The organism is Streptomyces pseudoechinosporeus, from assembly GCF_054783935.1.
Genome location: NZ_BAAGPS010000094.1, coordinates 1 through 25,969 on the forward strand (window position 1 = coordinate 1; position 25,969 = coordinate 25,969).

The 25,969-nt window shown below is 67.6% G+C and carries 23 protein-coding genes and 2 tRNA genes; 13 read left to right on the forward strand and 12 right to left on the reverse strand.

Annotated features, from left to right (window positions below; all coding sequences use genetic code 11):
• Window positions 1–138: 138 nt before the first annotated feature.
• Window positions 139–471, forward strand: a complete 333-nt coding sequence (trxA, locus tag ACYVO6_RS48475) for a thioredoxin (protein WP_033321301.1) — start codon at window positions 139–141, stop codon at window positions 469–471.
• A gap of 155 nt (window positions 472–626) precedes the next feature.
• Here the strand turns inward: trxA and ACYVO6_RS48480 are convergent, their stop codons facing one another.
• The 9 genes from ACYVO6_RS48480 to rpmH form a co-directional block, all read right to left on the reverse strand.
• A complete protein-coding gene (locus tag ACYVO6_RS48480; RefSeq protein ID WP_165341952.1) occupies window positions 627–1,244 on the reverse strand; it encodes a GNAT family N-acetyltransferase in 618 nt (205 codons plus the stop codon).
• A 325-nt stretch (window positions 1,245–1,569) separates the two neighbouring features.
• Window positions 1,570–2,679, reverse strand: coding sequence for a ParB/RepB/Spo0J family partition protein (locus tag ACYVO6_RS48485; RefSeq protein WP_461073284.1), 1,110 nt, complete (start codon window positions 2,677–2,679; stop codon window positions 1,570–1,572).
• Window positions 2,676–3,749 (reverse strand): ParA family protein, encoded by a 1,074-nt coding sequence (locus ACYVO6_RS48490; RefSeq protein WP_461073286.1) that lies wholly within the window; start codon window positions 3,747–3,749, stop codon window positions 2,676–2,678. The genes ACYVO6_RS48485 and ACYVO6_RS48490 overlap by 4 nt, the downstream gene beginning before the upstream one ends.
• 302 nt (window positions 3,750–4,051) lie before the next feature.
• On the reverse strand, window positions 4,052–4,768 hold the full coding sequence (gene rsmG, locus ACYVO6_RS48495) for a 16S rRNA (guanine(527)-N(7))-methyltransferase RsmG (RefSeq protein WP_461073288.1): 717 nt from the start codon (window positions 4,766–4,768) through the stop codon (window positions 4,052–4,054).
• A 139-nt stretch (window positions 4,769–4,907) separates the two neighbouring features.
• Window positions 4,908–5,420 carry a Jag family protein gene (locus ACYVO6_RS48500; RefSeq protein ID WP_033321305.1) on the reverse strand — a complete coding sequence of 171 codons (513 nt, stop codon included), beginning with the start codon at window positions 5,418–5,420 and terminating at the stop codon, window positions 4,908–4,910.
• A 15-nt stretch (window positions 5,421–5,435) separates the two neighbouring features.
• Window positions 5,436–6,731 (reverse strand): membrane protein insertase YidC, encoded by a 1,296-nt coding sequence (gene yidC / locus ACYVO6_RS48505; protein WP_461073290.1) that lies wholly within the window; start codon window positions 6,729–6,731, stop codon window positions 5,436–5,438.
• A gap of 3 nt (window positions 6,732–6,734) precedes the next feature.
• On the reverse strand, window positions 6,735–7,100 hold the full coding sequence (gene yidD / locus ACYVO6_RS48510; protein ID WP_033321307.1) for a membrane protein insertion efficiency factor YidD: 366 nt from the start codon (window positions 7,098–7,100) through the stop codon (window positions 6,735–6,737).
• Window positions 7,097–7,468 (reverse strand): ribonuclease P protein component, encoded by a 372-nt coding sequence (rnpA, locus tag ACYVO6_RS48515; RefSeq protein WP_078491857.1) that lies wholly within the window; start codon window positions 7,466–7,468, stop codon window positions 7,097–7,099. The genes yidD and rnpA overlap by 4 nt, the downstream gene beginning before the upstream one ends.
• A 19-nt stretch (window positions 7,469–7,487) precedes the next feature.
• A complete protein-coding gene (gene rpmH / locus ACYVO6_RS48520; protein WP_003949374.1) occupies window positions 7,488–7,625 on the reverse strand; it encodes a 50S ribosomal protein L34 in 138 nt (45 codons plus the stop codon).
• 420 nt (window positions 7,626–8,045) lie between these two features.
• Between rpmH and dnaA the strand changes: the two genes are divergently transcribed.
• The 9 genes from dnaA to ACYVO6_RS48565 all read left to right on the forward strand — a co-directional run bounded on the left by dnaA (window position 8,046) and on the right by ACYVO6_RS48565 (window position 20,727).
• Window positions 8,046–9,926, forward strand: a complete 1,881-nt coding sequence (gene dnaA / locus ACYVO6_RS48525; protein WP_461073293.1) for a chromosomal replication initiator protein DnaA — start codon at window positions 8,046–8,048, stop codon at window positions 9,924–9,926.
• 947 nt (window positions 9,927–10,873) lie between these two features.
• Complete coding sequence (gene dnaN / locus ACYVO6_RS48530; RefSeq protein WP_033321309.1) at window positions 10,874–12,004, forward strand: DNA polymerase III subunit beta; 1,131 nt, start codon at window positions 10,874–10,876, stop codon at window positions 12,002–12,004.
• 128 nt (window positions 12,005–12,132) lie between these two features.
• Entirely contained in the window at window positions 12,133–13,008 is an 876-nt protein-coding gene (gene gnd, locus ACYVO6_RS48535; RefSeq protein WP_461073295.1) for a phosphogluconate dehydrogenase (NAD(+)-dependent, decarboxylating), read from the forward strand.
• A gap of 106 nt (window positions 13,009–13,114) precedes the next feature.
• Complete coding sequence (recF, locus tag ACYVO6_RS48540) at window positions 13,115–14,239, forward strand: DNA replication/repair protein RecF (RefSeq protein WP_461073297.1); 1,125 nt, start codon at window positions 13,115–13,117, stop codon at window positions 14,237–14,239.
• The gene (locus ACYVO6_RS48545) at window positions 14,236–14,778 is read left to right on the forward strand and encodes a DciA family protein (protein ID WP_461073299.1); all 543 of its coding nucleotides are present in this window, start codon (window positions 14,236–14,238) and stop codon (window positions 14,776–14,778) included. The genes recF and ACYVO6_RS48545 overlap by 4 nt, the downstream gene beginning before the upstream one ends.
• A 310-nt stretch (window positions 14,779–15,088) precedes the next feature.
• Entirely contained in the window at window positions 15,089–17,131 is a 2,043-nt protein-coding gene (gene gyrB / locus ACYVO6_RS48550; RefSeq protein WP_461073301.1) for a DNA topoisomerase (ATP-hydrolyzing) subunit B, read from the forward strand.
• A 42-nt stretch (window positions 17,132–17,173) separates the two neighbouring features.
• Window positions 17,174–19,765, forward strand: coding sequence for a DNA gyrase subunit A (gene gyrA, locus ACYVO6_RS48555; RefSeq protein WP_461073303.1), 2,592 nt, complete (start codon window positions 17,174–17,176; stop codon window positions 19,763–19,765).
• Between the two features lie 18 nt (window positions 19,766–19,783).
• Window positions 19,784–20,488: a DUF3566 domain-containing protein gene (locus tag ACYVO6_RS48560; RefSeq protein WP_461073304.1), complete on the forward strand. Its 705-nt coding sequence runs from the start codon at window positions 19,784–19,786 to the stop codon at window positions 20,486–20,488.
• Window positions 20,489–20,653: 165 nt separating this feature from the next.
• Window positions 20,654–20,727, forward strand: a tRNA-Ile gene (locus ACYVO6_RS48565).
• Between the two features lie 107 nt (window positions 20,728–20,834).
• Here ACYVO6_RS48565 and ACYVO6_RS48570 read toward each other — a convergent pair.
• Window positions 20,835–21,149, reverse strand: a complete 315-nt coding sequence (locus ACYVO6_RS48570) for a DUF6344 domain-containing protein (RefSeq protein WP_461073306.1) — start codon at window positions 21,147–21,149, stop codon at window positions 20,835–20,837.
• A gap of 344 nt (window positions 21,150–21,493) precedes the next feature.
• Between ACYVO6_RS48570 and ACYVO6_RS48575 the strand changes: the two genes are divergently transcribed.
• Window positions 21,494–21,622, forward strand: a complete 129-nt coding sequence (locus tag ACYVO6_RS48575; RefSeq protein ID WP_003999697.1) for a DLW-39 family protein — start codon at window positions 21,494–21,496, stop codon at window positions 21,620–21,622.
• Window positions 21,623–21,834: 212 nt separating this feature from the next.
• Window positions 21,835–23,256, forward strand: coding sequence for a hypothetical protein (locus ACYVO6_RS48580; protein WP_461073308.1), 1,422 nt, complete (start codon window positions 21,835–21,837; stop codon window positions 23,254–23,256).
• A 74-nt stretch (window positions 23,257–23,330) separates the two neighbouring features.
• Here the strand turns inward: ACYVO6_RS48580 and ACYVO6_RS48585 are convergent, their stop codons facing one another.
• A complete protein-coding gene (locus ACYVO6_RS48585; RefSeq protein WP_461073310.1) occupies window positions 23,331–24,926 on the reverse strand; it encodes a serine/threonine-protein kinase in 1,596 nt (531 codons plus the stop codon).
• A gap of 129 nt (window positions 24,927–25,055) precedes the next feature.
• The gene (locus ACYVO6_RS48590) at window positions 25,056–25,604 is read right to left on the reverse strand and encodes a helix-turn-helix domain-containing protein (RefSeq protein ID WP_461073312.1); all 549 of its coding nucleotides are present in this window, start codon (window positions 25,602–25,604) and stop codon (window positions 25,056–25,058) included.
• A gap of 177 nt (window positions 25,605–25,781) precedes the next feature.
• On the opposite strand from ACYVO6_RS48590, the gene ACYVO6_RS48595 reads away from it, so the two are divergent.
• Window positions 25,782–25,854 (forward strand) — tRNA-Ala (locus ACYVO6_RS48595).
• Window positions 25,855–25,969: the final 115 nt, after the last annotated feature.

Sequence of the window (25,969 nt, forward strand, 5' to 3'; positions counted from 1 at the left end):
GGCACCGGCTGCTCCGCCGCCCTCGACGCCGAACGCCACCTCGCCGCCCTCACGGACGGCGAGGCCGCGGCGGAGCCCGAGAAGACCACCGTCTGACCCCCAACCACCTCACCGCACCAACCAGTTAAGGAGCCCGCAGTGGCCGGCACCCTGAAGCATGTGACCGACGACTCCTTCGAGCAGGACGTCCTCAAGAGCGACAAGCCCGTTCTGGTGGACTTCTGGGCCGCCTGGTGCGGTCCGTGCCGTCAGATCGCGCCGTCGCTCGAGGCAATCGCCGCCGAGTACGGCGACAAGATCGAGGTCGTCAAGCTCAACATCGACGAGAACCCGGGTACGGCCGCCAAGTACGGCGTCATGTCCATCCCGACCCTGAACGTCTACCAGGGCGGCGAAGTCGCCAAGACCATCGTCGGTGCCAAGCCGAAGGCCGCGATCGTCCGGGACCTCGAGGACTTCATCACCGAGTAATCGGGCTATGCCGTTGCACAGATGCGGCGTCGTTTCACGTGAAACACGAATGGGCCAACCCGAAGGGGGTGGCCCATTCGCATGTACGCCCGGAAGCAACAGACGCCGACCAGAAGTCACGAACGTCTGCCGGATGCAGCAGACGCCACAAGCGTTTACAGCGGCCGAAGAGCCGGCTCCTTCTGTACCGCCCCCAAGAGCCGGTCGAGCGCCAGCTCCACGTCTTCCTTCCAGGAGAGCGTCGTCCGCAGCTCCAGCCGCAGTCTCGGATACGTCGGATGGGGCCGGACCGTCTTGAAGCCCACCGCCGTCAGGTGGTCGGCGGGCAGGACGCAGGCCGGTTCCTTCCACCGGGCGTCTCCGAACGCCTCGATCGCCTTGAAGCCCCGCCGCAGCAGGTCCTTGGCGACGGTCTGGACCATCACACGTCCGAGTCCCTGTCCCTGATAGCCCGGCATGATGAAGGCCGTCATCAACTGGACCGCATCGGGAGAGACCGGGCTCGTGGGAAACGCCGTGGATCGCGGCACATACGCGGGCGGCGCGTAGAGCACGAAGCCCACCGGCACCTCGTCCACATAGACGACCCGGCCGCAGGATCCCCACTCCAGCAGGACGGCGGAGATCCACGCCTCCTTCTCCAGCTCGGGTGTGCCTGCCTTTACCGCGGCCTGACCGCTGACTGGGTCCAACTCCCAGAAGACGCACGTGCGACAGCGCTTGGGAAGGTCCTGGAGGTTGTCCAGCGTGAGCGGTACGAGCCGACGCCCCATGAAGGCAGTTCCTCGCTTCCTTCGCCCGCGGCATCACGAGCGGCTGTCAGAGCGCTCCTTTCCCTGAGCAGGCTGCCGACGAACCCGCCGACCGCGCCAAGCCCCAGGCCCGCGCTCACCAGTCCGGTGCGGTTCATGGCCCGCATGGCCCCCGCCTCCCCATAGAAGGTGCTGCCAGGTGGATGCGCCATACCCGAACGCATCGTATCCACGATGCGATTCCATCGATACTGCCAGAAAGCAAAGAGCGGGCCGTGTCCGGTGTGTACCGGAACACGGCCCGCTCTGATGGTCGGCCGATAGGAATCGTGCCCGCCCTTGAGGCTCAGGCCTCAGACCCCTCGGAATCCTCGGAGTCGTCCAAGAGGCTCTTCTGGAGGACTGGCCCCTCGCCGGGGGCCAGCGAGCCGAGGATCCGTTCCAGATCATCTATTGAGGCGAACTCAACGGTGATCTTTCCCTTCTTCTGGCCGAGGTCGACCTTCACGCGGGTCTCAAAGCGGTCCGAGAGGCGCGTGGCCAGGTCGGTCAACGCCGGAGAGAGCCGCGCGCCGGCCCGCGGCCCCTTGGAGCGTGCAGTGGACTTGGGCCGCGATCCCATGAGGGTGACAATCTCCTCGACGGCCCGCACAGAGAGACCCTCGGCCACGATGCGGTGAGCCAGACGGTCCTGCTCCTCCGAGTCGTCGACAGAGAGCAAGGCCCGCGCATGACCGGCAGAGAGTACCCCAGCGGCAACACGGCGTTGGACCGCGGGCGAGAGCTTCAACAGACGCAAGGTGTTGGAGACCTGCGGACGTGACCGGCCGATCCGGTCCGCCAACTGGTCATGCGTGCAGTTGAAGTCCTTCAGCAGCTGGTCATAGGCGGCCGCTTCTTCCAGCGGGTTCAGCTGAGCGCGGTGCAAGTTCTCCAGGAGCGCGTCCAGGAGAAGCTTCTCGTCCTCCGTGGCCCGCACGATCGCCGGGATGGCCTCGAGCCCTGCCTCACGGCAAGCCCGCCAGCGCCGTTCACCCATGATCAGCTCGTAGCGACCCGGGCCCAACTGTCGTACGACGACGGGCTGGAGAAGACCGACCTCCTTGATGGAGGTGACAAGTTCCGCGAGAGCATCCTCGTCGAACACTTCACGGGGCTGGCGCGGGTTCGGCGAAATGGAGTCGAGGGGCAGCTCGGCGAAATGCGCCCCGACAGGAGCCGCCGGCACTTCCGCGAAACCGTTCGCTGACGGCTCCGCGGTTTCATGTGAAACATTGCCCGGCGGAAGCGTGGCGACCTTGGCCGCCGCGACCCCGCGCTCTGCGGTGAGTACCGGCACCGCGGCTGGCGAGGTCGATGCCCCGCCCGCCGCCGAGGGTGCCGCCTTCTCCCCTACTGGAGCTGCTGGGATCAATGCGCCGAGACCACGGCCCAACCCCCTCCGTCGCTCGCTCACTGGATCCCCTCCACCATGCTCTGATCGTTGTGTGCGCCCAAGTGGGCATGTTGCGCGTCATACGTCACGCCGACGCCACGCAACGCGATTTCCCGTGCCGCCTCAAGATAGGAGAGGGCACCGCTCGACCCCGGGTCGTAGGTCAGCACCGTCTGCCCGTAGCTCGGCGCCTCGGAGATGCGGACCGAGCGCGGAATACTCGTCCGCAGCACCTCCTCTCCGAAGTGGCTGCGCACCTCGTCCGCGACCTGGGACGCCAATCGCGTCCGGCCGTCGTACATGGTGAGCAGGATCGTCGAGACATGCAGGGTGGGGTTGAGATGCCCTCGCACCAGGTCGACGTTCCGCAGCAGCTGGCCTAGACCCTCCAGCGCGTAGTACTCACACTGAATGGGGATCAGAACCTCCGCACCGGCGACCAGTGCGTTGACCGTCAGTAGGCCCAGCGACGGCGGGCAGTCGATGAGGATGTAGTCCAGCGGCTGCTCGTACGACTGGATCGCTCTCTGCAGCCGACTCTCCCGTGCCACTAGCGAGACCAGCTCGATCTCCGCACCGGCGAGATCGATCGTGGCGGGTGCACAGAAGAGACCCTCGACGTCGGGGACCGGCTGGACGACCTCGGAGAGCGGCCTGCTCTCGACCAAGACGTCGTAGATGGACGGGACTTCGGCGTGATGATCGATGCCGAGCGCAGTGGACGCATTGCCTTGAGGGTCGAGGTCGACCACCAGGACCCGCCCACCGTGCAGGGCGAGCGAAGCGGCGAGGTTGACCGTCGTCGTGGTCTTCCCCACTCCGCCCTTCTGATTGGCGACCACCATCACACGGGTCTGCTCAGGCCGTGGCAGGCCCTCACCGGCGCGGCCTAGAGCCTCCACCGCCAGTTGGGCAGCACGACCGATGGGAGTGTCGTCCATCGGGGGCGGTGTTTCACGTGAAACATCGTCCCCCATCGACTCGGTACGGGGACCGGGGACCGGATCGGTCATCGGTCCCGCGATGTTGGCGTCGGACCGCAAGGATTCACTCTCCTCGACTTCAGGCTCGCAATGAACAGAGCCTCCCATGTCTTCGGGGTCGTGAACCAGCGAGGTCCGTTCTTCTGTGGAGAAACCCACCTCTGTGGACAACTCCGCGCCCTCTTCGGGGGGGGCGTGTTGTTGCCCGGAGAGGGTTTCCTCCTGAGGGATCTGAGGGGATTGCGGTCGCAGGGTCCGGCCGCAGTGCGGCCGCGATTGATGATGCCCTGCAGCAGTGAGCGACGTTTCACGTGAAACACGATGCACAGCGCCGGCAAGGACACTTGCGCGACACTCCGACATGCGAGTTTTGGCAGCTTGCGTGAAGTACGTCTCGTCGTCAGAGCGGATCAGCGACGACGCCGCGTCCGTCCGGTCCGTGCCGCCTTGGCGCGCTTGGCCGCGAAGCGCACCCCTCCGGGGCTCTCCCCGACCTCGACCCGCACCACAGTGGCAAGCGGACTCACCAAGCCCTCTCCTACGTGGAGCACGGAGGTCTCCACAGCACCGAGCTTGCTCAGGGCGGCCCCGGCGCCCTTGACCTCTTCCTCCGCGGTGTCGCCCTTGAGCAGAAGCATCTCTCCGTACGGACGCAGTAGCGGCACGCCCCATGCCGCGAGGCGGTCCAAGGGCGCCACGGCCCGTGCCGTCACTACATGGACCGGAGGCAGCTTGCCCAGGACCTCCTCGGCGCGGCCACGGACCACGGTGACATGGTCGAGGCCGAGCAACTCGACGACCTCAGTGAGGAAGTTCGTACGCCGCAGCAGCGGTTCGAGCAGCGTGATCTTCAGGTCCGCGCGGACGAGGGCCAGTGGGATGCCGGGCAGCCCGGCGCCGGAGCCGACGTCGCACACGGTCACCCCCTCGGGCACGACTTCCGAGAGCACCGCGCAGTTCAGCAGGTGCCGCTCCCACAGGCGAGGCACTTCGCGGGGACCGATCAGGCCGCGCCGTACTCCCGCGTCCGCCAGCAGTTCCGCGTACCGGACCGCGTCTGCGAAGCGATCGCCGAATACCGCCCGGGCCTGCTCAGGCGCAGGGGGGAGCTCCGCTGCCTCCGTCACGGGGAACCGTCCTTCCGTACCGCACAAGCGCACTGGGCGCTGATCACCAGGGCCACAAGGAACCAACAGGCACTATCAGGCTGACAAAGTCCGGCCCCGCCTGCGCAACAGACGGGGCCGGAGGAACGTACGTACCGATTCAGGCGGGAAGCACGACGACGAAGCGCTGTGGCTCCTCGCCCTCGGACTCGCTGCGCAGGCCCGCGGCCTTGACCGCGTCGTGCACCACCTTGCGCTCGAAGGGAGTCATCGGCTTCAGCTTCACCGCCTCGCCGGAGCTCTTGACCTCGGCCGCGGCCTTGGCGCCCAGCTCGGACAGCTCCTCGCGCTTCCTGGCGCGGTAGCCCGCGATGTCCAGCATCAGCCGGCTACGGTCTCCGGTCTCCCGGTGAACAGCCAGCCGCGTGAGCTCCTGAAGAGCCTCGAGCACCTCGCCGTCACGGCCGACCAGCTTCTGCAGATCACGGCTGCCCGTGTCGCTGATGATCGAGACAGCGGCGCGATCGGCCTCGACATCCATATCGATGTCACCGTCGAGGTCGGCGATGTCCAGCAGACCCTCGAGGTAGTCCGCCGCGATCTCACCCTCCTGCTCCAGGCGGGTCAGAGTGTCGCCACCCTCGGTGGCGGCGGACGTGGTGCCTTCCATCACGGGATGGACTCCTTCTTACTTCTTGGAGGGTGACTTGGGCCGCTGCGGCCCCTTGCGTCCGGACTGGGCCTTGCTGCGTGTGCCACCCGAGGCGGACTTACCGCCCGAGGCAGGCTTGCTGCCCGCTGGCTTGGCGTCCTGCGGCCCGTCGGACTTGCTCAGGGAGGTCTTCGCCCCGGAGTCACCCGCCGTCTTCGCGCCACTGGCGCCGCCTTGAATGCCGCCCGACTGACGCCGGGACTTGCTCTGCCGCTTGGGCTGCTGGCGTTTGGGGGTACTGATCGCCGGGGCACCGTCCTCGGTCTCGGCGACGGTCGTGACCTCGCTCTTCGCCACGGTGCCGTCGGCCTGGGCCGCGAGGCCCGCCTTGATCAGACCGTTGATGAACTTGCGCTCGTACTCATTGCGGTCACGGCCCTTGGCGACAATGGCCTTGACGATGGCCTTCTCACCGCGGCCGCGCGTCTTGCCGTGGTGCGTGACGCGCTTGTGCAGACGCTCCAGGTAGGAGGCCTGGGCCTTGGAACCCGGGGTCGGGTTGTTGTGGATCACATACATCTGCTGGCCCATGGTCCACACGTTGGTGGTCAGCCAGTAGACGAGGACACCGACCGGGAAGTTGATGCCGAAGACGGCGAACATGATGGGGAAGACGTACATCAGCATCTTCTGCTGCTGCATGAACGGCGTCTTCACCGTGGTGTCGACGTTCTTCGTCATCAGCTGGCGCTGCGTGTAGAACTGTGACGCCGACATCAGGACGATCATGACTGCGGTGACGACACGGACGCTGGTCAGCGAGGCGTCGAGCGCCGTGACGTCCGCAGAGCTGTCGGTGAACTTCGCGGCCAACGGGGCACCGAAGATGTGCGCCTGCTGCGCACTTTCCAGTAGGCGCGTGTTGATCACACCGACGGTGTCGTTGTTCGCGATGCTGTTGAGCACGTGGTACAGGGCGAAGAAGAACGGTGACTGCGCCAGGATGGGAAGGCACGAGGAGAGCGGGTTGGTGCCCGTCTCCTTGTACAGCTTCATCATCTCTTCGGACTGACGCTGCTTGTCGTTCTTGTAGCGCTCCTGGATCTTCTTCATCTCGGGCTGGAGCGTCTGCATGGCCCGGGTCGCCTTGATCTGCTTCACAAAGAGCGGGATCAGGCAGATTCGGATCAGGATCACCAGGGACACGATGGACAGGCCCCAGGCCCACCCGGTGTCATCGCCGAAGAGAGCGCCGTACACCGAGTGGAACTGGACGATGACCCAGGAAACGGGCGTCGTGATGAAGCTGAAAATACTGGCAATCGTGTCCACTAATCAGGCTCCTTGAGCATGCGACGGGGTCTCGGCGGCCGGGCTCGAGGGCTGGTCGGACATACCGTGCCCTCCAATGGCCGGTTCGGCGGCGGAGTTCCCGCCCTTGCGTGCGCGCCAGGTGTTACGCAGCATTTCGTGCCACCGCGGACGCTTGCGCGGCGGGACGTGGTCCACACCGCCCAGCGACCACGGATTGCACCGCAGGATCCGCCAGGCAGTGAGTGCCGTCCCCTTGATCGCACCATGGCGGTCGATGGCCTGGTACCCGTAGTGGGAGCACGACGGGTAGTACTTGCACACCGGCCCGAGCAGCGGGCTGATGGTCCACTGGTACAGCTTGATGAGAGCCAGCAGTGGGTACTTCATCGCGCGCCCCCTCCCAGTAGCCGCCGCAGAGCGGCATCCAGGTCTTGGGCCAGCTGTGCATGGTCGGCGTCACCCGCACCGGGCAGCGCTCGTACGACTACCAGGCTACCGGGGGGCAGCAGGGCCACTCGATCGCGCATCAGATGACGAAGTCTGCGCTTCACCTTGTTGCGTACGACCGCGCCCCCCACCGCCTTGCTGACAACGAAACCCGCACGCGACGGGGGAGCGCTCTCCCCAGGCGCGTGCGGGTCCATTGCACCACTACGCAGGTGGACGACGAGAAGCGGGCGTCCGGCCCGGCGTCCCCGGCGTACCGCGGTCGCGAAGTCCTCGCGCCGCCTCAGCCGATTCTCGGTAGGCAGCACGTCATGACCTGTACTGCGATCAGGCGGACAGGCGGGCGCGACCCTTGCCACGGCGGGACGCGAGAATCGCGCGGCCGGCACGGGTGCGCATACGCAGCCGGAAGCCGTGGGTCTTGGCGCGACGACGGTTGTTCGGCTGGAAGGTGCGCTTGCTCACTCGGGGGCTCCAGAAAGAATCGGTAGGTGGCGGGGTGCCGTCATGGCTGTCACCGTGCGCCCACGAGTAGCTCGCATTACGCCCGAGTGCACCGCTTCCCGATCACTCGTATGTGATCTATGCCCATCGGAGGCAGGCGGCAGCAGCCATCGACAACTCGACCTGGCAACGGTACGCGCGGCTACGCCATCCGGTCAAACCAGCGGCGACAGGAGACACTATCCACAGGCTGGGGACAACAACTTGAACCGCAGCGGTCGCCCTGACTACCGTGGCCGGACTTCGATTCGTTCCCCTCTCCCTGACCCGTCTGATTCGTTCGCCCCGCCCGAACTGCCTGGTTCCACCCGCCCACCCGAGTGACATACCAACCCGTCCCGCGAACCACTCGTTCGAGGGACCCGTGAGAGAGCGTGCCCTGTGGCTGACGTACCTGCCGATCTTGCCGCAGTGTGGCCACGCGTACTGGAGCAACTCCTCGGTGAGGGACGAGGGCAGGGCGTCGAGGCGAAGGACGAGCACTGGATCAAGCGCTGCCAGCCGCTGGCACTGGTCGCGGACACCGCGCTGCTCGCGGTTCCCAACGAATTCGCGAAGGGCGTGCTCGAAGGGCGCCTGGCGCCGATCGTCAGTGACACGCTGAGCCGCGAGTGCGGCCGTCCGATCCGTATCGCGATCACCGTCGACGACTCCGCCGGCGAGCCCCCGCCGACGCCCCCCGCCCAGCGCCGGCCACGCTACGAGGAGACCGAGCCCCCGTCCGCCCAGGGCGGCAGAGACGGATACGAGGGACGGGACGGATACGAGGGGTACGGCCGCCACCGCGCGGACGACCGACCCCACGACCGCAACCACGACCACCCTCAGGGCCGCCCCGACCCGCTCCCGACCGCCCGTCCTGCGTATCCCGACTACCAGCCGCGCCCCGAGCAGGGCAGCTGGCCGCGGCCCTCACAGGGCGACGACTACGGCTGGCAGCAGCAGCGGCTCGGCTTCCCGGAGCGAGACCCGTACGCGACGCCCCCGCAGGACTACCGGCCGCAGTCCCTGGAGCGCCCGCGCTACGAACAGCAGCGGCCCGACTACGACCAGCCCCGCTCCGACTACGACCAGCGGCCGGACCGCCGCGAGCTGCCCGAGCAGCCGTCACCGTCCGGCAGCGGTCACGTCCACCGCGGTGGTCCCGTCGGCTCGACCCTGCCCGCCCCCAGCGGCGCACCCGGCCCGCTGGCCGCGCAGCCGGCTCCCGCGACAGGTCCGGGCGAGCCCACCGCACGCCTGAACCCGAAGTACCTCTTCGACACGTTCGTCATTGGAGCCTCGAACCGTTTCGCGCACGCGGCCGCGGTCGCCGTCGCCGAGGCACCTGCGAAGGCGTACAACCCCCTCTTCATCTACGGGGAGTCGGGACTCGGCAAGACACACCTGCTGCACGCGATCGGCCACTATGCCCGCAGCCTCTACCCGGGCACGCGCGTCCGGTACGTGAGCTCAGAGGAGTTCACCAACGAGTTCATCAACTCCATCCGCGACGGCAAGGGCGACAGCTTCCGCAAGCGCTACCGCGAGATGGACATCCTCCTTGTCGACGACATCCAGTTCCTCGCGGACAAGGAGTCGACGCAGGAGGAGTTCTTCCACACCTTCAACACGCTCCACAACGCGAACAAGCAGATCGTGCTGTCCTCGGACCGGCCGCCCAAGCAGCTGGTGACCCTGGAGGACCGGCTGCGGAACCGTTTCGAGTGGGGGCTGATCACCGATGTCCAGCCGCCCGAGCTGGAGACGCGCATCGCCATCCTTCGTAAGAAGGCGGTGCAGGAACAGCTCAACGCCCCCCCGGAGGTCCTGGAGTTCATCGCCTCGCGGATCTCACGGAACATCCGCGAGCTGGAGGGCGCGCTCATCCGCGTCACGGCGTTCGCCTCGCTCAACCGGCAGCCGGTGGACCTCGGCCTCACCGAGATCGTCCTCAAGGACCTGATCCCGGGTGGCGAGAACGCGGCCCCGGAGATCACGGCAACCGCCATCATGGCCGCGACCGCCGACTACTTCGGCCACACCGTGGAGGACCTGTGCGGAGCCTCGCGCAGCCGGATTCTGGTGACGGCCCGGCAGATCGCCATGTACCTGTGCCGGGAACTCACCGACCTGTCGCTCCCCAAGATCGGCGCGCAGTTCGGCAACCGTGACCACACGACCGTCATGCACGCCGACCGCAAGATCCGCGCCTTGATGGCCGAGCGGCGCTCCATCTACAACCAGGTCACCGAGCTCACGAACCGCATCAAGAACAGCTGACAGCTCTTTCCGTACGTCGCTGAGGGCGCCCCGGGGCACTTTCCCGAGGGCGCCTTTCGCTGATCTCGTACGGCTCCTGCCAGGTTCTCGCAGGCCTTCTACGGTCGTCCTCCGCCGCTGCGGACCGTGATCCCCATCGAACCGCGGTTCACCCGGCGAGCACCCGCTGTTCGAATACGCGCCGCGTTACGGCCACCCTCCACAGATTCCGTGACTCTCCAGCGTCCACACCCTGGGGACCGGGAAGTTGTCCAGACTGTGTCCACAGGGCGTGCTGGAGAAAGAGGATCAAGCCAGGTCAGCCGACTGTGGATTCGTGGACAGACGATCTCCACAGTCTGTGGACGACAAGAAGATCCACAGGCTGTGCAGAAAGTTGTCCACCGACGGCCCACAGGTTGAGGCCAGTTGTCCCCAGCGATCTCCGACTTCTCCACATCACTGTCCACTGTTCGGCAACGTGACGTGCTCTTTCACCGCGCCGAGTGAAAGGCGTCACACCAAGGTGCCCGGTTGGGCTGTGGGAAACATGGGCAAGTCTGGGGACGCAGCTGGGGAGAAGTAGCCCGAGCCTGTGCATCGGGTGTGCAGAACTTTTCGCCGTCCACAGCGCACCCAAGTTGTCCACCGCCTCCGCCCACAGGGCCAGTGGACAAAAAACCGGTGCTGACCTGCGCATACGGGGTTATCCACGGTATCCACAGCCCCTACTACTACTCCCAACTAGAGAGAGCTGGGAATTCGTTTCGAAGACGGGGCTGTGCACAACTCGCGCTCGGCGCCTCAGGTGCCGCTCGGAACGACTTGACCCCGAGGGGCACCGACTGTCAGTGCTGTGCGTCAGACTGGTCCCCGGTGTCCTTCCCCTGAGCGGACCGAGCGACACCGAGTCAGACGACGAACGCGAAGCAGGGCGAGAGCGCCGGCAACAGACGGAGGCGGCAACGGTGAAGATCCGGGTGGAACGCGACGTACTCGCGGAGGCAGTGGCCTGGGCGGCACGCAGCCTCCCGGCACGACCGCCGGCGCCTGTGCTCGCCGGCCTTCTGCTGAAGGCGGAGGAGGGCGCACTGAGCCTGTCCAGCTTCGACTACGAGGTCTCGGCGCGCGTCTCCGTGGACGCCGAGGTCGACGAGGAAGGCACGGTGCTGGTCTCCGGGCGCCTGCTCGCAGACATCTGCCGTGCCCTGCCCAACCGGCCGGTGGAGATCTCCACAGACGGTGTACGGGCGACGGTGGTCTGCGGCTCCTCGCGCTTCACACTCCACACCTTGCCTGTGGAGGAGTATCCGGCGCTGCCGCAGATGCCGTCGGCCACGGGCACCGTCCCCGGTGAGGTCTTCGCTTCTGCCGCCGCCCAGGTGGCCATCGCCGCCGGTCGTGACGACACGCTGCCCGTCCTCACCGGCGTACGCATCGAGATCGAGGGCGACACGGTCACGCTGGCGTCCACCGACCGCTACCGCTTCGCGGTCCGCGAGTTCCTGTGGAAGCCGGAGAACCCGGAGGCGTCCGCGGTCGCCCTGGTGCCCGCCAAGACGCTCCTGGACACCGCCAAGGCCCTCACGAGCGGCGACAGCGTCATCCTGGCGCTGTCCGGTTCGGGCGCGGGCGAGGGCTTGATCGGCTTCGAGGGCGCGGGACGGCGTACGACCACGCGTCTGCTGGAGGGCGACCTCCCGAAGTACCGCTCGCTGTTCCCGACGGAGTTCAACTCGATCGCCGTCATCGAGACCGCCCCCTTCGTGGAGGCCGTCAAGCGTGTGGCTCTGGTGGCCGAGCGGAACACTCCGGTGCGGCTCTCCTTCGAGCAGGGCGTGCTGATCCTGGAGGCCGGTTCCAGCGACGACGCACAGGCTGTGGAAAGGGTGGACGCCCAGCTGGAGGGCGACGACGTCTCGATCGCCTTCAACCCGACCTTCCTGCTCGACGGCCTGAGCGCCATCGACTCCCCGGTGGCCCAGCTCTCCTTCACGACGTCCACCAAGCCGGCGCTCCTCAGCGGCAAGCCGGCTGTGGACGCGGAGGCGGACGAGGCGTACAAGTACCTGATCATGCCGGTGCGGCTCAGCGGCTGACGAAGTCCACAGCTGAGGGCGTACGTCTGAGCGGCTATGCCCACAGATGTGCGGGAGCGTCCGGGTTTAGGCTCGGACGCAGGTGCGAAAGTGCCCTCACGCCACGTCGTCAGTGAAGGAACACCCTGATGGAGCTCGGTCTCGTCGGTCTCGGCAAGATGGGCGGCAATATGCGCGAGCGCATACGCCGCGCAGGCCACACCGTCTTCGGATACGACCGCAACCCGGACCTCGCCGATGTCCACAGCCTCGAGGAGCTTGTGGGCAAGCTTGACGCTCCTCGTGTGGTGTGGGTGATGGTCCCGGCCGGGGCGGCGACCCAGTCCACCATCGACGAGCTCGCCGATCTTCTGGAGCCCGGCGATGTCGTCGTGGACGGCGGCAATTCGCGCTGGACGGATGACGAGAGGCACGCCGAGGAGCTGGCGGCCAAGGGAATCGGCTTCGTCGACTGCGGCGTCTCAGGCGGCGTCTGGGGCCTGGAGAACGGCTATGCGCTGATGTACGGCGGCGACGCCGAGAACATAGCCAAGGCGCAGCCGGTCTTCGACGCGCTCAGGCCGGAGGGTGACGCGGGCGCCGTGCACGCGGGCAAGGTCGGCGCCGGGCACTTCGCGAAGATGGTCCACAACGGCATCGAGTACGCGATGATGCAGGCCTACGCCGAAGGCTGGGAGCTCCTGCAGGCCGTCGACTCCGTCACCGACGTACGCGAGGTCTTCCGCTCCTGGCAGCAGGGCACGGTCATCCGCTCCTGGCTGCTCGACCTGGCGGTCAACGCCCTCGACAAGGACGAGCACCTGGAACAGCTCAAGGGTTATGCACAGGACTCCGGAGAGGGCCGCTGGACTGTGGAAGCCGCCATCGACAACGCGGTCCCGCTGCCGGCGATCACCGCGTCGCTCTTCGCGCGGTTCGCGTCCCGGCAGGACGACTCGCCGCAGATGAAGATGATCGCGGCGCTGCGGAACCAGTTTGGCGGCCACGCGGTCGAGAAGAAGTAGTCCACATCCCGGGTTCTCCACACCTGGGGTGACCCGGTCGTCCACAAGCAGGGGACAAGCCGGGGACAACCGGAAGCATCACGTTGGGGGAGGTCGGCGAACGACCATGCACGTCACGCATCTGTCGCTGGCCGACTTCCGCTCGTACGCCCGGGTCGAGGTCGCGCTCGACCCGGGCGTCACGGCGTTCGTGGGCCCCAACGGGCAGGGCAAGACGAACCTTGTCGAGGCGGTCGGTTATCTGGCTACCCTGGGCAGCCATCGCGTCTCCTCCGATGCACCTCTTGTACGGGTGGGTGCGGACCGCGCGATCATCCGGGCGCAGGTCCGGCAGGGCGAGCGCCAGCAGCTCGTCGAGCTGGAGCTGAATCCCGGGAAGGCGAACCGCGCCCGTATCAACAGGTCGTCGCAGGTCAGACCCCGTGACGTACTCGGCATCGTACGGACCGTGCTGTTCGCCCCCGAGGATCTCGCGCTCGTCAAGGGCGACCCGGGCGAGCGTCGGCGTTTCCTGGACGAGCTGATCACCGCGCGCGCCCCGCGCATGGCGGGCGTGCGCTCCGACTACGAGCGCGTGCTCAAGCAGCGCAACACCCTCCTCAAGTCGGCCGCGCTGGCCCGTCGCCATGGCGGCCGATCCATGGACCTGTCCACACTCGACGTGTGGGACCAGCACCTCGCGCGCGTGGGCGCCGAGTTGCTCGCGCAGCGGCTCGATCTGATCGCCGCGCTCCAGCCGCTGGCCGACAAGGCGTACGAGCAGCTGGCGCCCGGCGGCGGCCCCGTAACCCTGGAGTACAAGCCCTCCTCGCCCGAAATCGTCGGCCACGCGCGCGAGGAGCTGCACGAGCAGCTGATGGCGGCCCTGGCGGAAGCCCGCAAGCAGGAGATCGAGCGGGGCGTCACGCTGGTCGGCCCGCACAGGGACGAACTACTGCTCAAACTTGGCCAGATGCCCGCGAAGGGATATGCGTCACACGGCGAGTCCTGGTCGTACGCGCTGGCGCTGCGCCTGGCCTCGTACGACCTGTTGCGGGCCGAGGGCAACGAGCCGGTGCTGGTCCTCGACGACGTGTTCGCCGAGCTCGACACCCGGCGCCGCGAACGTCTCGCCGAGCTGGTCGCGCCGGGTGAGCAGGTCCTGGTGACGGCGGCGGTCGACGACGACGTACCGGCCGTACTGACGGGGACTCGGTACGTGGTGGCGGAGGGCACGGTGGAGCGCGTATGAGTAAGAACACACCGGAACCGGAGAAGAGCTCCAAGACTCCCGAACCGTCCGGCGTCGACCTCGCGCGCGTGGCCCTGCGCGCGGCGAAAGAACAGGCACGCGCGCGTGGGGACGCGGCGCGGCAGAAGAAGCAGGCGCGACGCGGTGGCCTGCGCTCCGGTGCGCGCGCCGACGGCCGCGATCCGATGGCGCTCGGCGCCGCCATCAACCGGCTGATCACCGAGCGCGGTTGGGAGACTCCGGCCGCTGTGGGCGGGGTCATGGGCCGATGGCCGCAGATCGTCGGCGACGACCTGGCCAAGCACTGCGTACCGGAGACGTACGACGAGGACGAGCGGATCCTCACCGTACGGTGCGATTCCACGGCGTGGGCGACGAATCTGCGCCTGCTCGCCCCGCAGCTGGTGGCCCGCCTGAACGAGGACCTCGGCCATGGCACGGTGCGGCTGATCAAGGTGCACGGTCCCGGGGGTCCCGTCCGCCGCTTCGGCCCTCTGCGCGCGCCTGGCAGCAGGGGTCCCGGTGACACCTACGAGTGAGTCAGACCGGGCGGTATGCCGTTCGTAGCGCGGGGTTGGTATCCCGAAGCGCTGAGTGCCGCTGTGAGCCTCTTGGACTCCGGGTCGACGTATGGGGAGTCGGCCGAGTCCGGTTCAGGGCGGCACGTGCGGACTCAGGTACCGGCAAACGCCCATCACTGTCGGCGCTACCGGTAGACTGGAGGCTAATCCCGCCCCACTTGTGGGACACACCGAGCAACGCTGACTAAGGCTTACCAACGCAACACGCCGCAGCCGCTCCGGCCATCCGCTGAGAGCTTGGCTTGTGCTGTGCCAGAAAGGGCGCTTCGTGGCCGATTCCGGCAACCCCAACGAGAACATCCCGTCCACCGACGCCGGCGCGAACGACGAGGTCACAGCCTCGTTGTACGACGCCAGTGCCATCACCGTCCTCGAGGGTCTGGACGCGGTCCGCAAGCGACCGGGCATGTACATCGGCTCGACCGGTGAGCGCGGACTGCACCACCTGGTGCAAGAGGTCGTCGACAACTCCGTCGACGAGGCGCTGGCCGGCCACGCGGACACCATCGACGTCACGATCCTCGCCGACGGCGGCGTGCGGGTTGTCGACAACGGTCGTGGCATCCCGGTCGGCATCGTCCCCTCCGAGGGCAAGCCGGCCGTCGAGGTCGTGCTGACGGTCCTGCACGCGGGCGGAAAGTTCGGCGGCGGCGGCTACGCGGTCTCCGGCGGTCTGCACGGCGTGGGTGTCTCCGTCGTGAACGCCCTGTCGACCAAGGTCTCCGTCGAGATCAAGACCGACGGCTATCGCTGGACGCAGGACTACAAGTTGGGGGTCCCGACGGCCCCGCTTGCCAAGCACGAGGCCACGGACGAACACGGCACCACGGTCACCTTCTGGGCCGACCCGGACATCTTCGAGACCATCGAGTACTCCTTCGAGACACTCTCGCGGCGTTTCCAGGAGATGGCGTTCCTCAACAAGGGGCTGAGGATCAACCTCACCGACGAGCGCGAGTCGGCGAAGGCCACGGCCGGGGCGGACGAGGCGGGCGAGGACGAGAAGCACGAGGTCAAGAGCGTCTCGTACCACTACGAGGGCGGCATCGTCGATTTCGTGAAGTACCTCAACTCCCGCAAGGGAGACGTGGTGCATCCCACCGTGATCGACCTCGAGGCCGAGGACAAGGACAAGAGCCTTTCCCTCGAACTCGCGATGCAGTGGAACAGCGGTTACAGCGAGGGTGTGTACTCCTTCGCCAACATCATCCACACGCATGAGGGCGGTACGCACGAAGAGGGCTTCCGCGCCGCGCTGACGAACCTGGTCAACAAGTACGCGCGCGACAAGAAGCTGCTGCGTGAGAAGGACGACAACCTCACGGGCGACGACATCCGCGAGGGTCTGACCGCGATCATCTCGGTCAAGCTGAGCGAGCCGCAGTTCGAGGGCCAGACCAAGACCAAGCTGGGCAACACCGAGGTGAAGACCTTCGTCCAGAAGGTCGTCTACGAGCACCTCAACGACTGGCTGGACCGCAACCCGACCGAGGCCGCGGACATCGTCCGCAAGGGCATCCAGGCGGCCACCGCGCGCGTGGCGGCCCGCAAGGCGCGCGACCTGACGCGCCGCAAGGGCCTGCTGGAGTCGGCGTCCCTGCCGGGCAAGCTCTCCGACTGCCAGTCGAACGACCCCACCAAGTGCGAGATCTTCATCGTCGAGGGTGACTCCGCCGGCGGCTCCGCCAAGTCCGGCCGCAACCCCGAGTACCAGGCGATCCTCCCGATCCGAGGCAAGATCCTCAATGTCGAGAAGGCGCGGATCGACAAGATCCTGCAGAACCAGGAGATCCAGGCGCTGATCTCGGCCTTCGGCACCGGAGTCCACGAGGACTTCGACATCGAGAGGCTCCGCTATCACAAGATCATTCTGATGGCGGACGCCGATGTCGACGGCCAGCACATCAACACCCTGCTGCTGACGTTCCTGTTCCGCTTCATGCGGCCGCTGGTCGAGGCGGGTCACGTCTTCCTGTCGCGCCCCCCGCTCTACAAGATCAAGTGGGGCCGGGACGACTTCGAGTACGCGTACTCGGACCGCGAGCGCGACGCGCTGATCGAGCTCGGCCGGCAGAACGGCAAGCGCATCCGCGACGACTCGGTCCAGCGCTTCAAGGGTCTCGGCGAGATGAACGCCGAGGAGCTGCGCATCACGACCATGGACCAGGAGCACCGCGTCCTCGGCCAGGTCACGCTCGACGACGCCGCGCAGGCCGACGACCTGTTCTCGGTTCTGATGGGCGAGGACGTCGAGGCGCGCCGCCAGTTCATCCAGCGCAACGCCAAGGACGTCCGGTTCCTCGACATCTGAGTCGGTCTCAGCTGACCGCACCAGAAAGGATCTTCACCAGCAATGACCGACGAGAACATTCCAGTCACGCCTGTGGACGAGGGCTTGGCCCTGCGTGTCGAGCCCGTCGGGCTCGAGACGGAGATGCAGCGCTCCTACCTCGACTACGCGATGTCCGTCATCGTCTCGCGCGCGCTGCCGGACGTACGGGACGGTCTCAAGCCCGTCCACCGCCGTGTGCTGTACGCCATGTACGACGGCGGCTACCGGCCCGAGAAGGGCTTCTACAAGTGCGCCCGCGTCGTCGGCGACGTCATGGGCAACTACCACCCGCACGGCGACTCCTCGATCTACGACGCGCTGGTCCGCCTCGCGCAGCCGTGGTCGATGCGGATGCCGCTGGTGGACTCCAACGGCAACTTCGGCTCTCCGGGCAACGACCCGGCCGCCGCCATGCGGTACACCGAGTGCAAGTTGATGCCGCAGTCCATGGAGATGGTCCGCGACATCGACGAGGAGACCGTCGACTTCACGGACAACTACGACGGCCGCTCCCAGGAGCCGACGGTCCTGCCGGCCCGCTTCCCGAACCTGCTGATCAACGGCTCGGCGGGTATCGCGGTCGGCATGGCCACCAACATCCCGCCGCACAACCTGCGCGAGGTCGCGGCCGGCGCCCAGTGGTACCTGGAGAACCCCGACGCCTCCCACGAGGAGCTTCTGGACGCCCTGATCGAGCGCATCAAGGGACCCGATTTCCCGAGCGGTGCCCTGGTAGTGGGCCGAAAAGGCATCGAGGAGGCCTACCGCACGGGCCGCGGCTCCATCACGATGCGTGCGGTCGTCGAGGTCGAGGAGATCCAGAACCGCCAGTGCCTGGTGGTCACCGAGCTCCCCTACCAGGTCAACCCGGACAACCTCGCGCAGAAGATCGCCGACCTCGTGAAGGACGGCAAGATCGGCGGCATCGCGGACGTACGCGACGAGACCTCGTCCCGTACCGGTCAGCGCCTGGTCATCGTCCTGAAGCGGGACGCGGTCGCCAAGGTCGTACTGAACAACCTCTACAAGCACACCGATCTGCAGACGAACTTCGGCGCCAACATGCTGGCGCTGGTGGACGGCGTGCCGCGCACGCTGTCCCTCGACGCGTTCATCCGCCACTGGGTGAGCCACCAGATCGAGGTCATCGTCCGTCGTACGCGCTTCAGGCTGCGCAAGGCCGAGGAGCGCGCGCACATCCTGCGCGGCCTTCTGAAGGCCCTGGACGCCATCGACGACGTCATCGCACTGATCCGGCGCAGTGACACCGTCGAGATCGCGCGAGAGGGCCTGATGGGCCTTCTGGGGATCGACGAGATCCAGGCCAATGCCATCCTCGAGATGCAGCTGCGGCGCCTGGCCGCCCTGGAGCGCCAGAAGATCGTCCAGGAGCACGACGAACTCCAGGCGAAGATCACCGAATACAACGAGATCCTCGCCTCGCCGGTCCGCCAGCGCGGCATCATCAGCGAGGAACTCACCGCGATCGTCGAGAAGTTCGCCGACGACCGCCGCTCCAAGCTGGTGCCCTTCGACGGCGACATGTCTATGGAAGACCTGATCGCAGAAGAGGACATCGTCGTCACCATCACGCGCGGTGGCTACGTCAAGCGCACAAAAACCGACGACTACCGCTCCCAGAAGCGCGGCGGCAAGGGCGTACGCGGCACAAAGCTCAAGGAAGACGACATCGTCGACCACTTCTTCGTGTCGACGACGCACCACTGGCTGCTGTTCTTCACCAACAAGGGCCGCGTCTACCGGGCCAAGGCGTACGAGCTGCCGGACGCCGGCCGGGACGCGCGCGGACAGCACGTCGCGAACCTGCTGGCCTTCCAGCCGGACGAGGCGATCGCCGAGATCCTCGCGATCCGCGACTACGAAGCGGCGCCCTATCTCGTACTGGCCACCAAGGGAGGGCTGGTAAAGAAGACGCCTCTCAAAGATTACGATTCCCCGCGTTCCGGCGGCGTCATCGCGATCAACCTCCGTGAAACGGAGGACGGTTCCGACGACGAACTGATCGGCGCCGAGCTGGTTTCAGCAGAGGACGATCTGCTTCTGATCAGCAAGAAGGCACAATCGATCAGGTTCACGGCGACGGATGACGCACTGCGCCCCATGGGCCGCGCCACCTCGGGTGTCAAGGGCATGAGCTTCCGTCAGGGAGACGAGCTGCTCTCGATGAATGTTGTTCGAACGGGTACGTTCGTGTTCACCGCCACCGACGGTGGGTACGCGAAGCGGACGCCCGTCGACGAGTACCGCGTCCAGGGTCGCGGTGGCCTCGGCATCAAGGCCGCCAAGATCGTGGAGGACCGTGGATCGCTCGTCGGCGCGCTGGTGGTCGAGGAGACGGATGAGATCCTCGCCATCACACTGTCGGGCGGTGTGATTCGTACGCGAGTCAACGAGGTCAGGGAGACGGGCCGTGACACCATGGGCGTCCAACTGATCAACCTGGGCAAGCGCGATGCCGTCGTCGGTATCGCTCGGAACGCCGAGGCCGGTCGCGAGGCCGAGGAGGTCGACGCTGTGGACGTCGACGAATCGGACGAGGCCGACACGGTCGACGGCACGACGGACGAGGGCGACGAGTCCACGGCCGAGTAGCGCGAGGAGTGAGTCATCGTGAGCGGAGCCACGGGCGCCGGATCGACCGGTACGGAGACGGACGGCGGCCGTGGCCCCGCCACGGACGCGAAGGACTCCCATGACTCCAATGACGCACATGGATCCCAAGGGGGAACTGTGACGGACACCCGAGGCGCGCAGACGCCGCAGTACGCGGCGGGCGCGGCCCCAGGCGCGCCGGTGCCCCCGGCTTCCGGTTCGCCGTTGCCCGGCGAGCGGCAGCCGCAGCAGCCCGCTCAGCCGTACCACCCGCCGCAGGCGTACCCGACACAGCCGCCGCCGGCGGCTGGCGCCGTCCGCCGGCCGCGCACCGGGGCGCGTACGACACCTCGCACCCGCAAGGCACGCCTTCGGGTGGCCAAGGCCGACCCCTGGTCGGTGATGAAGGTCAGCTTCCTGCTCTCCATCGCGCTCGGCATCTGCACGATCGTGGCGGCCGCGGTGCTGTGGATGGTCATGGACGCCATGGGCGTCTTCTCCACGGTGGGCGGCACGATCTCCGAGGCCACGGGCTCGAACGAGTCCAACGGCTTCGATCTGCAGTCCTTCCTGTCGCTGCCGCGCGTGCTCATCTTCACGTCGATCATCGCGGTCATCGACGTCGTCCTCGCCACCGCGCTCGCCACCCTCGGCGCGTTCATCTACAACCTCTCCGCGGGCTTCGTCGGCGGCATCGAGCTGACGCTCGCGGAGGACGAGTAACCGTCTTCGGGACCTCTTGGCGGTGTGAGCGCATCCTTGTCAGGGATGCGCTCACACGCTGTCCGGGCCGGCGAGAGGCCGCCTCGGATATCGATTTTGGGACTGACCCGGAGGTGCGCTAATCTTCAGAGGTCAGCGCGCGGGACGTACACCGCAGAGCGCGGCGGGGCTATAGCTCAGTTGGTTAGAGCGCATCCCTGATAAGGATGAGGCCACAGGTTCAAATCCTGTTAGCCCCACACCACGAAGACCCCCAACCAGTCGCGGTTGGGGGTCTTTCTCGTGTCCGGCGGCGTACGCAAGTTCGCCCGGCTGTGAGGTTGCCAGGGGTGTTCGGCGGGCTACGTCAGGTCGTGCACGGGGCGGCGGAGTCCGCCTCCTCCTGGGCCTCGGACGGGGTGTCCACGTCCGTCGGCGGGCGGTGGCGGCAGTTGAGGGCGGAGCCGTGGGCCTCGGCGTGGATGCGTTGCTTCATGGTGGGGGGCAGGGTGCGGCTGAAGGACCAGGTCCAGCGGGACATCGCGGGGGCCGTGACCGTGGGGCTCGCGTTGCGGGCGGACTCGGTCTGGGGTACCGCGGTGGCCGCGCCGGCTGTCGTGACGAGTCCGAGCGTCGTGCACAGTGCGATGAAGGCGGTGATGACGGCGGTCCACAGCTTCACGACCTTGTTCCTGGCCTCGGTCCCTCACTTTCGGGTTGGGTGATTTGCGTACTTTCCTCATGATGTGTATGAGGGGTGTGAAGTGGTGGACCGACGCTCGTGGTGCGTCGCTCTTCAGATGAGCACCACCCAGATGGACCCAAGAGGTCCGTAGAGTGGATGAAGGTGCTGAAAGTTTCAGAATGCGGTGAGTTGTCGCTCTGCGGTCGGAGCCGTGACGTCCGCTTCTACGGCTGTGTGCCGGGCGGGAGTTGAGGGCCGACGCAGGTCACCGATCGGTATCGGTCGGTGTGTATAGTCGGGCGCCAGAAGTCCCCTACGTCAAGGAAAGACGAGGTCGCGCGGTGAAGAAGCTTCTCCTGGTCGCACTGGCCGCCATCGGCGGGCTCCTCGTGTACCGCCAGATCCAGGCGGATCGCGCCGAGCAGGATCTGTGGACGGAGGCGACTGACTCCGTGCCCACGGGTTCGTGAGTACCGACGACAGTCTCAGTACAGACCCCGACCGCCCTCGCGGTCGGGGTTTTCGTTGTCCACATGTCTTCATGTCCTTCCATGTGTCCCCCCACCCACAGGAAGCGCTTGCGTCGCCGAAGCGGGGGATGGCGCGGTGGCGGGCGGGGCAGGATGGTCGGGGCTTCGCGGTGTCCGGGTCGTGACTATGCCGGTCCGCGAGAGCCCGGTGGGTGACGATCCGGGGCTACGACGAGGGGTGGCGCGTGATGGGGCGGCGCACGGTGCGGTGGCGCGGCCGTACGGCCTTGACCTGTGTGGCGGCGCTGTGCGCGGTCGCGGTGCTGCCCGGGCCGGCGCAGGGGCAGGCGCGCGGCCAGGAGAGGGCGGCCGGTACGCCTGATCCGTACGTCTTCGCCGAGGACGCCCAGCCGGTCGACGGCGCGCCGACCGCGGCCGAGGCCGTACAGCTGGCCCCGGGCGAGACCTACAAGAGCTCCATCCAGAACAACGAGAAGGTCTACTACCGCCTCCGGCTCGACACCGTCTCCAACGCGTACGTCTCGGCCACCGCCCTCCCCAGGACGGGGACGAAGGTCGCCTCCTCGGACGGTCTCAAGGTCTCCCTCCAGGACCCCGACGGCCACAGTTGCTTCTCCGGAGACGCCGAGGAAGCCCGCTTCGGGCCCACCGAGAGCCCGCGCCCCCTGACCGCCTGGGCGTCGCGCCGGGCCGGCGGGTACGCCTGCCAGGCGGCAGGGACGTACACCGTGGTCGTGGAGCGCACCAGCCGAGCCGGTTCCTCGCCGGACGACTGGAGCCTGGAGCTTCAGTACGTGTCCGAGGCCGCCCTGAAGGGGACCGGCCCGACGATCGCCCCCGAGAACTGGAATTCCGCCTCCCCAGAGCCCGTCAGCGGCATGCCGAAGATCCGCAGGGGCGGCACGAGCTTCAACGAGGCGCGCGCCCTCGAGCAGGGCGTCTGGCAAGACGGCATCCGGGCCGGGCAGACGCGCTTCTACCGAATTCCGGTCGACTGGGGGCAACAGCTCTACGCCACGGCCGAACTGGGCGCGGCCGACGGCGACGGCTTCCTGGGCAACGCCCTCGTCATGTCGCTCTACAACCCCGTGCGCGCCTTCGTGGACGACGCCGACACCGGATACGACGGCACACCGAAGTCGGCCGCCCTGGAGCCGCTGCCCGCGGTCGCGTACGAGAACCGGTACACCGTCGACAACCAGGTCAGCGGGATGCGGTTCGCCGGCTGGTACTACCTCGCCGTGCATCTCGGCGCCGAGGCGGCCGACAAGTTCGGCGAGGGGCCGCTCGGGCTGACGCTGCGTGTGCGGGTGAGCGGTGCGGCGGGCGCCGAGCCGGCGTACGCGGGGGTGGCCAAGCCTCGCGGTGTGTTCGACGTCACAGCGGGGGGCAAGGGCGCGGCGCCGAGCGGGGCCGCGTCGGTGGACGGACGTGACGGCGGGGACAGCGACACAGCGATGAAGCTGGTGGCCGCGGGCGGGATCGGCGCGGGGAGCGTGCTCGTGTTGGGGCTCGGGGTGTGGACTGTGGTCGCCCGGCGGCGGGCGGGTGGTGCGGCGGCGATGGCCGGCGGTGCGGTCGCGCGGGAGTACGAGCCGCCGCGGGCCCGGTAGCTCGCCGACTCAGGCCGGGGCCTGGCCGACTCATCAAGCCGGGTCCCACAGCCTCAGGTCCGGGCCTCGTGGGCTCAGATCCGAGTCAGGGCCCAGAACCCGACCGCGAAGCAGACCAGCGCGAGCAGCAGCACCGGAATCGCCACCTGCGCGGGCGGCCCGGGGCGCCGGAGCGCGCGCCTGCCACGGTGCCGAGCAACTGGCTGTGGCTGAGGCGGAACCTGAACGTCGCGAGCGGTGTACGAACCAGTAGAGGCGAATGCGTGCGGCTGCGACGCGGGGGTCGCGGCCTGGGGGGAGGGCACATGCATGGGCCCGTACGACGGAGCGTGGGCGGGAGCCGGGAGCGCGAACGAGCTGGGGGGAGTGGGGGCCTGCTCGGGCTGTGGCTGTGCTGGTTGCTGTGCTGGTTGCTGGGGCTGTGGGGGGAGCTGTGGTTGGGCCGGCCGCTGGTGCCGCTGCGGGTGAGAGGTGGCCGTCTGGGGCTGAGGCGGAGGCGGCAGGTGGAAGCTGCCGGTGTCCGACATCGTGGACTTCGGGGAGGGCTGTGGGGGTACGGCATCGGGGGCCGAGGGAGGCGGTACGGCGTCGGGCGTGGGGGTGCCGTCAGGGGGTACGGCGCCCGCCTGGGCCGGAGTCGAGACGGCGCCCGTCTGCGGATGTGGCGGCGCGGTGCCGGCGTTGGTGTGCTGAGTCGCGCTGTCGTGGCCCGGGTTGGGGCGCTGAGGAGTGCTGGTCTGCCCCTGGCCAGGCGTGGTCGGGAGTGGGCCGTCCGGGCCGGCCCCCGCGGGGAGCGGACCCTCCGGGCCGAACCCCGGCGGAAGCGGGCCGAGTTGGTCGAAGATCTCGATCACTTCGTCGTCGGAGCCGGGGTCCTGCAGAAGCTCCCTGGCCGAGGCGAGCGCCTTGCGCGCCCCCGTGGCGGTGCGGAACCGCGCCTGTGGATCCGGCTGCACCAGGGCCGCCACGACCTGCCACAGCGGCTCCGGAACGCCCTTCGGGGCACCCGGGGTGCCGTGCACCGCGAAGTACTCGATGAGTGCCTTGGCATCGGGTCTGGCGCCCTCCAGCAGATAGAGGGCGACCAGACCCACGGCGAACAAGTCGGCGGGGAAGTCCGGCTCCTCGCCGAGCAGTTGCTCGGGCGCGAGGTAACCGGGCGTCCCCACCACATAGTTGGTCTCCGTCAGCCGTGGCTCACCCAGGCGCATCGCGATGCCGAAGTCGGACAGCCGCAGCCGCGGGCGTCCCGTTCCGGTCGCCTCCAGCAAGATGTTGGCGGGCTTGACGTCGCGATGCACGACCCCCTCCGCGTGCACCGCGGCAAGCCCCGCCAGCAGCTGGTCGAGCAGAGTGCAGACGAACGTCGGCGGCAGGGGACCGTAATCCCCGACCAGATGGACCAGCGAGCCTCCGCCGACCAGGTCCATGGTGAACAGGACCTTGTCGTCGTCGGCCGCCCAGCTGGCGGGAGCCAGCACATGCGGATGATCGATCCGCAGCGCTTGCTCCCGCACGAAGCGCAACAGCGCGTGCGCATCGCTCTGTTGCAGAACCTTGGCGGCCACATACCGGCGCCGCCGGTGGTCCCAGGCGCGCCAGACCGCACCGACTCCCCCGCGTCCGATCGGATCGACCAGTTCGTACCGGCCGGCGAAGACCTCACCCATGGTCGTGCGTCGCTCCCCCTTCGGCGGTCGGCACGGCGGCCTCATCGAGAGGCCCGGCTGCCTGGCTCCCCGAATCCAACGGCTCAACGGGCCTACGGCTACGGGGTGTTCGACGGCCGGGCGGTGGGCTCAGCTCTGGTGGGACTGGTAGTGCGCGACCGCGTCGGAGGTGCGGCCCGCCCCATACACCCGGAGGAACTCTGCCAGTTCCGGGTGGCTCGGGGCGAGGGTGTCCGCCGCCTCGATGATGTCCCCCGCGGCCGACACGGAGCGCAGCAGCGACTGTATCTCGCGCACCACGCGCTTGACCGTGGGAGCACCCGAACTGGTCGACGACTGCGTGCTGTTGTTGAGCACCGAGCCCCCCTGCGACTTCTTGATCTCCTCCATGCGCTCGGTGGCCTCAGCGGCGCTCACGCTGCCGTCGGCGACCTGACCCGCGAGGTCCTGCAGCAACTGCACTCGCTGCACCACCGCCGGGTTGCCGATTTTGGCGCGCTGACCACTCATCAGCTGCGACAGCATCGGTGCTGACAGTCCCAATACCCCCGCCAGACGAGCCTGGTTGAGCCCCAGGTCGTCTATAAGCCTACGGAAGAGCGCCCCCAGCGGCTCCCCGTACCAATTCCGCTGCAGCTCCCGCGCTCTTGCGGTTGCTTCCTGCTGTGCGGCGTCCATGCGCGTCTCCCCATCGCTTCGTACCGCGGTTCGCTGAAGCGAACCACGTCGAGCATCTTATGGAGAGTGGTCGTCCACTGGGACCCCAATCCTTTTGCAGGATCCTGGGGGTAACCCGGTACTCTGGGCTGCGACGCTCTTCCGGGAGAAGATTCTCCCGGCGGACGCTTCCCTTCCGGGGCCTTAGCTCAGTTGGTAGAGCGCTGTCTTTGCATGGCAGATGTCAGGGGTTCGACTCCCCTAGGCTCCACCCCCTGAAGGCCCCTCTGACCTGCGGAAACGCGGTTAGAGGGGCCTTTCCGTACCGGCTTTGCCCGAGCCCCGAGCCCCGCCCGGCTCGGCTGGTTCCACGTGAAACATCGTTG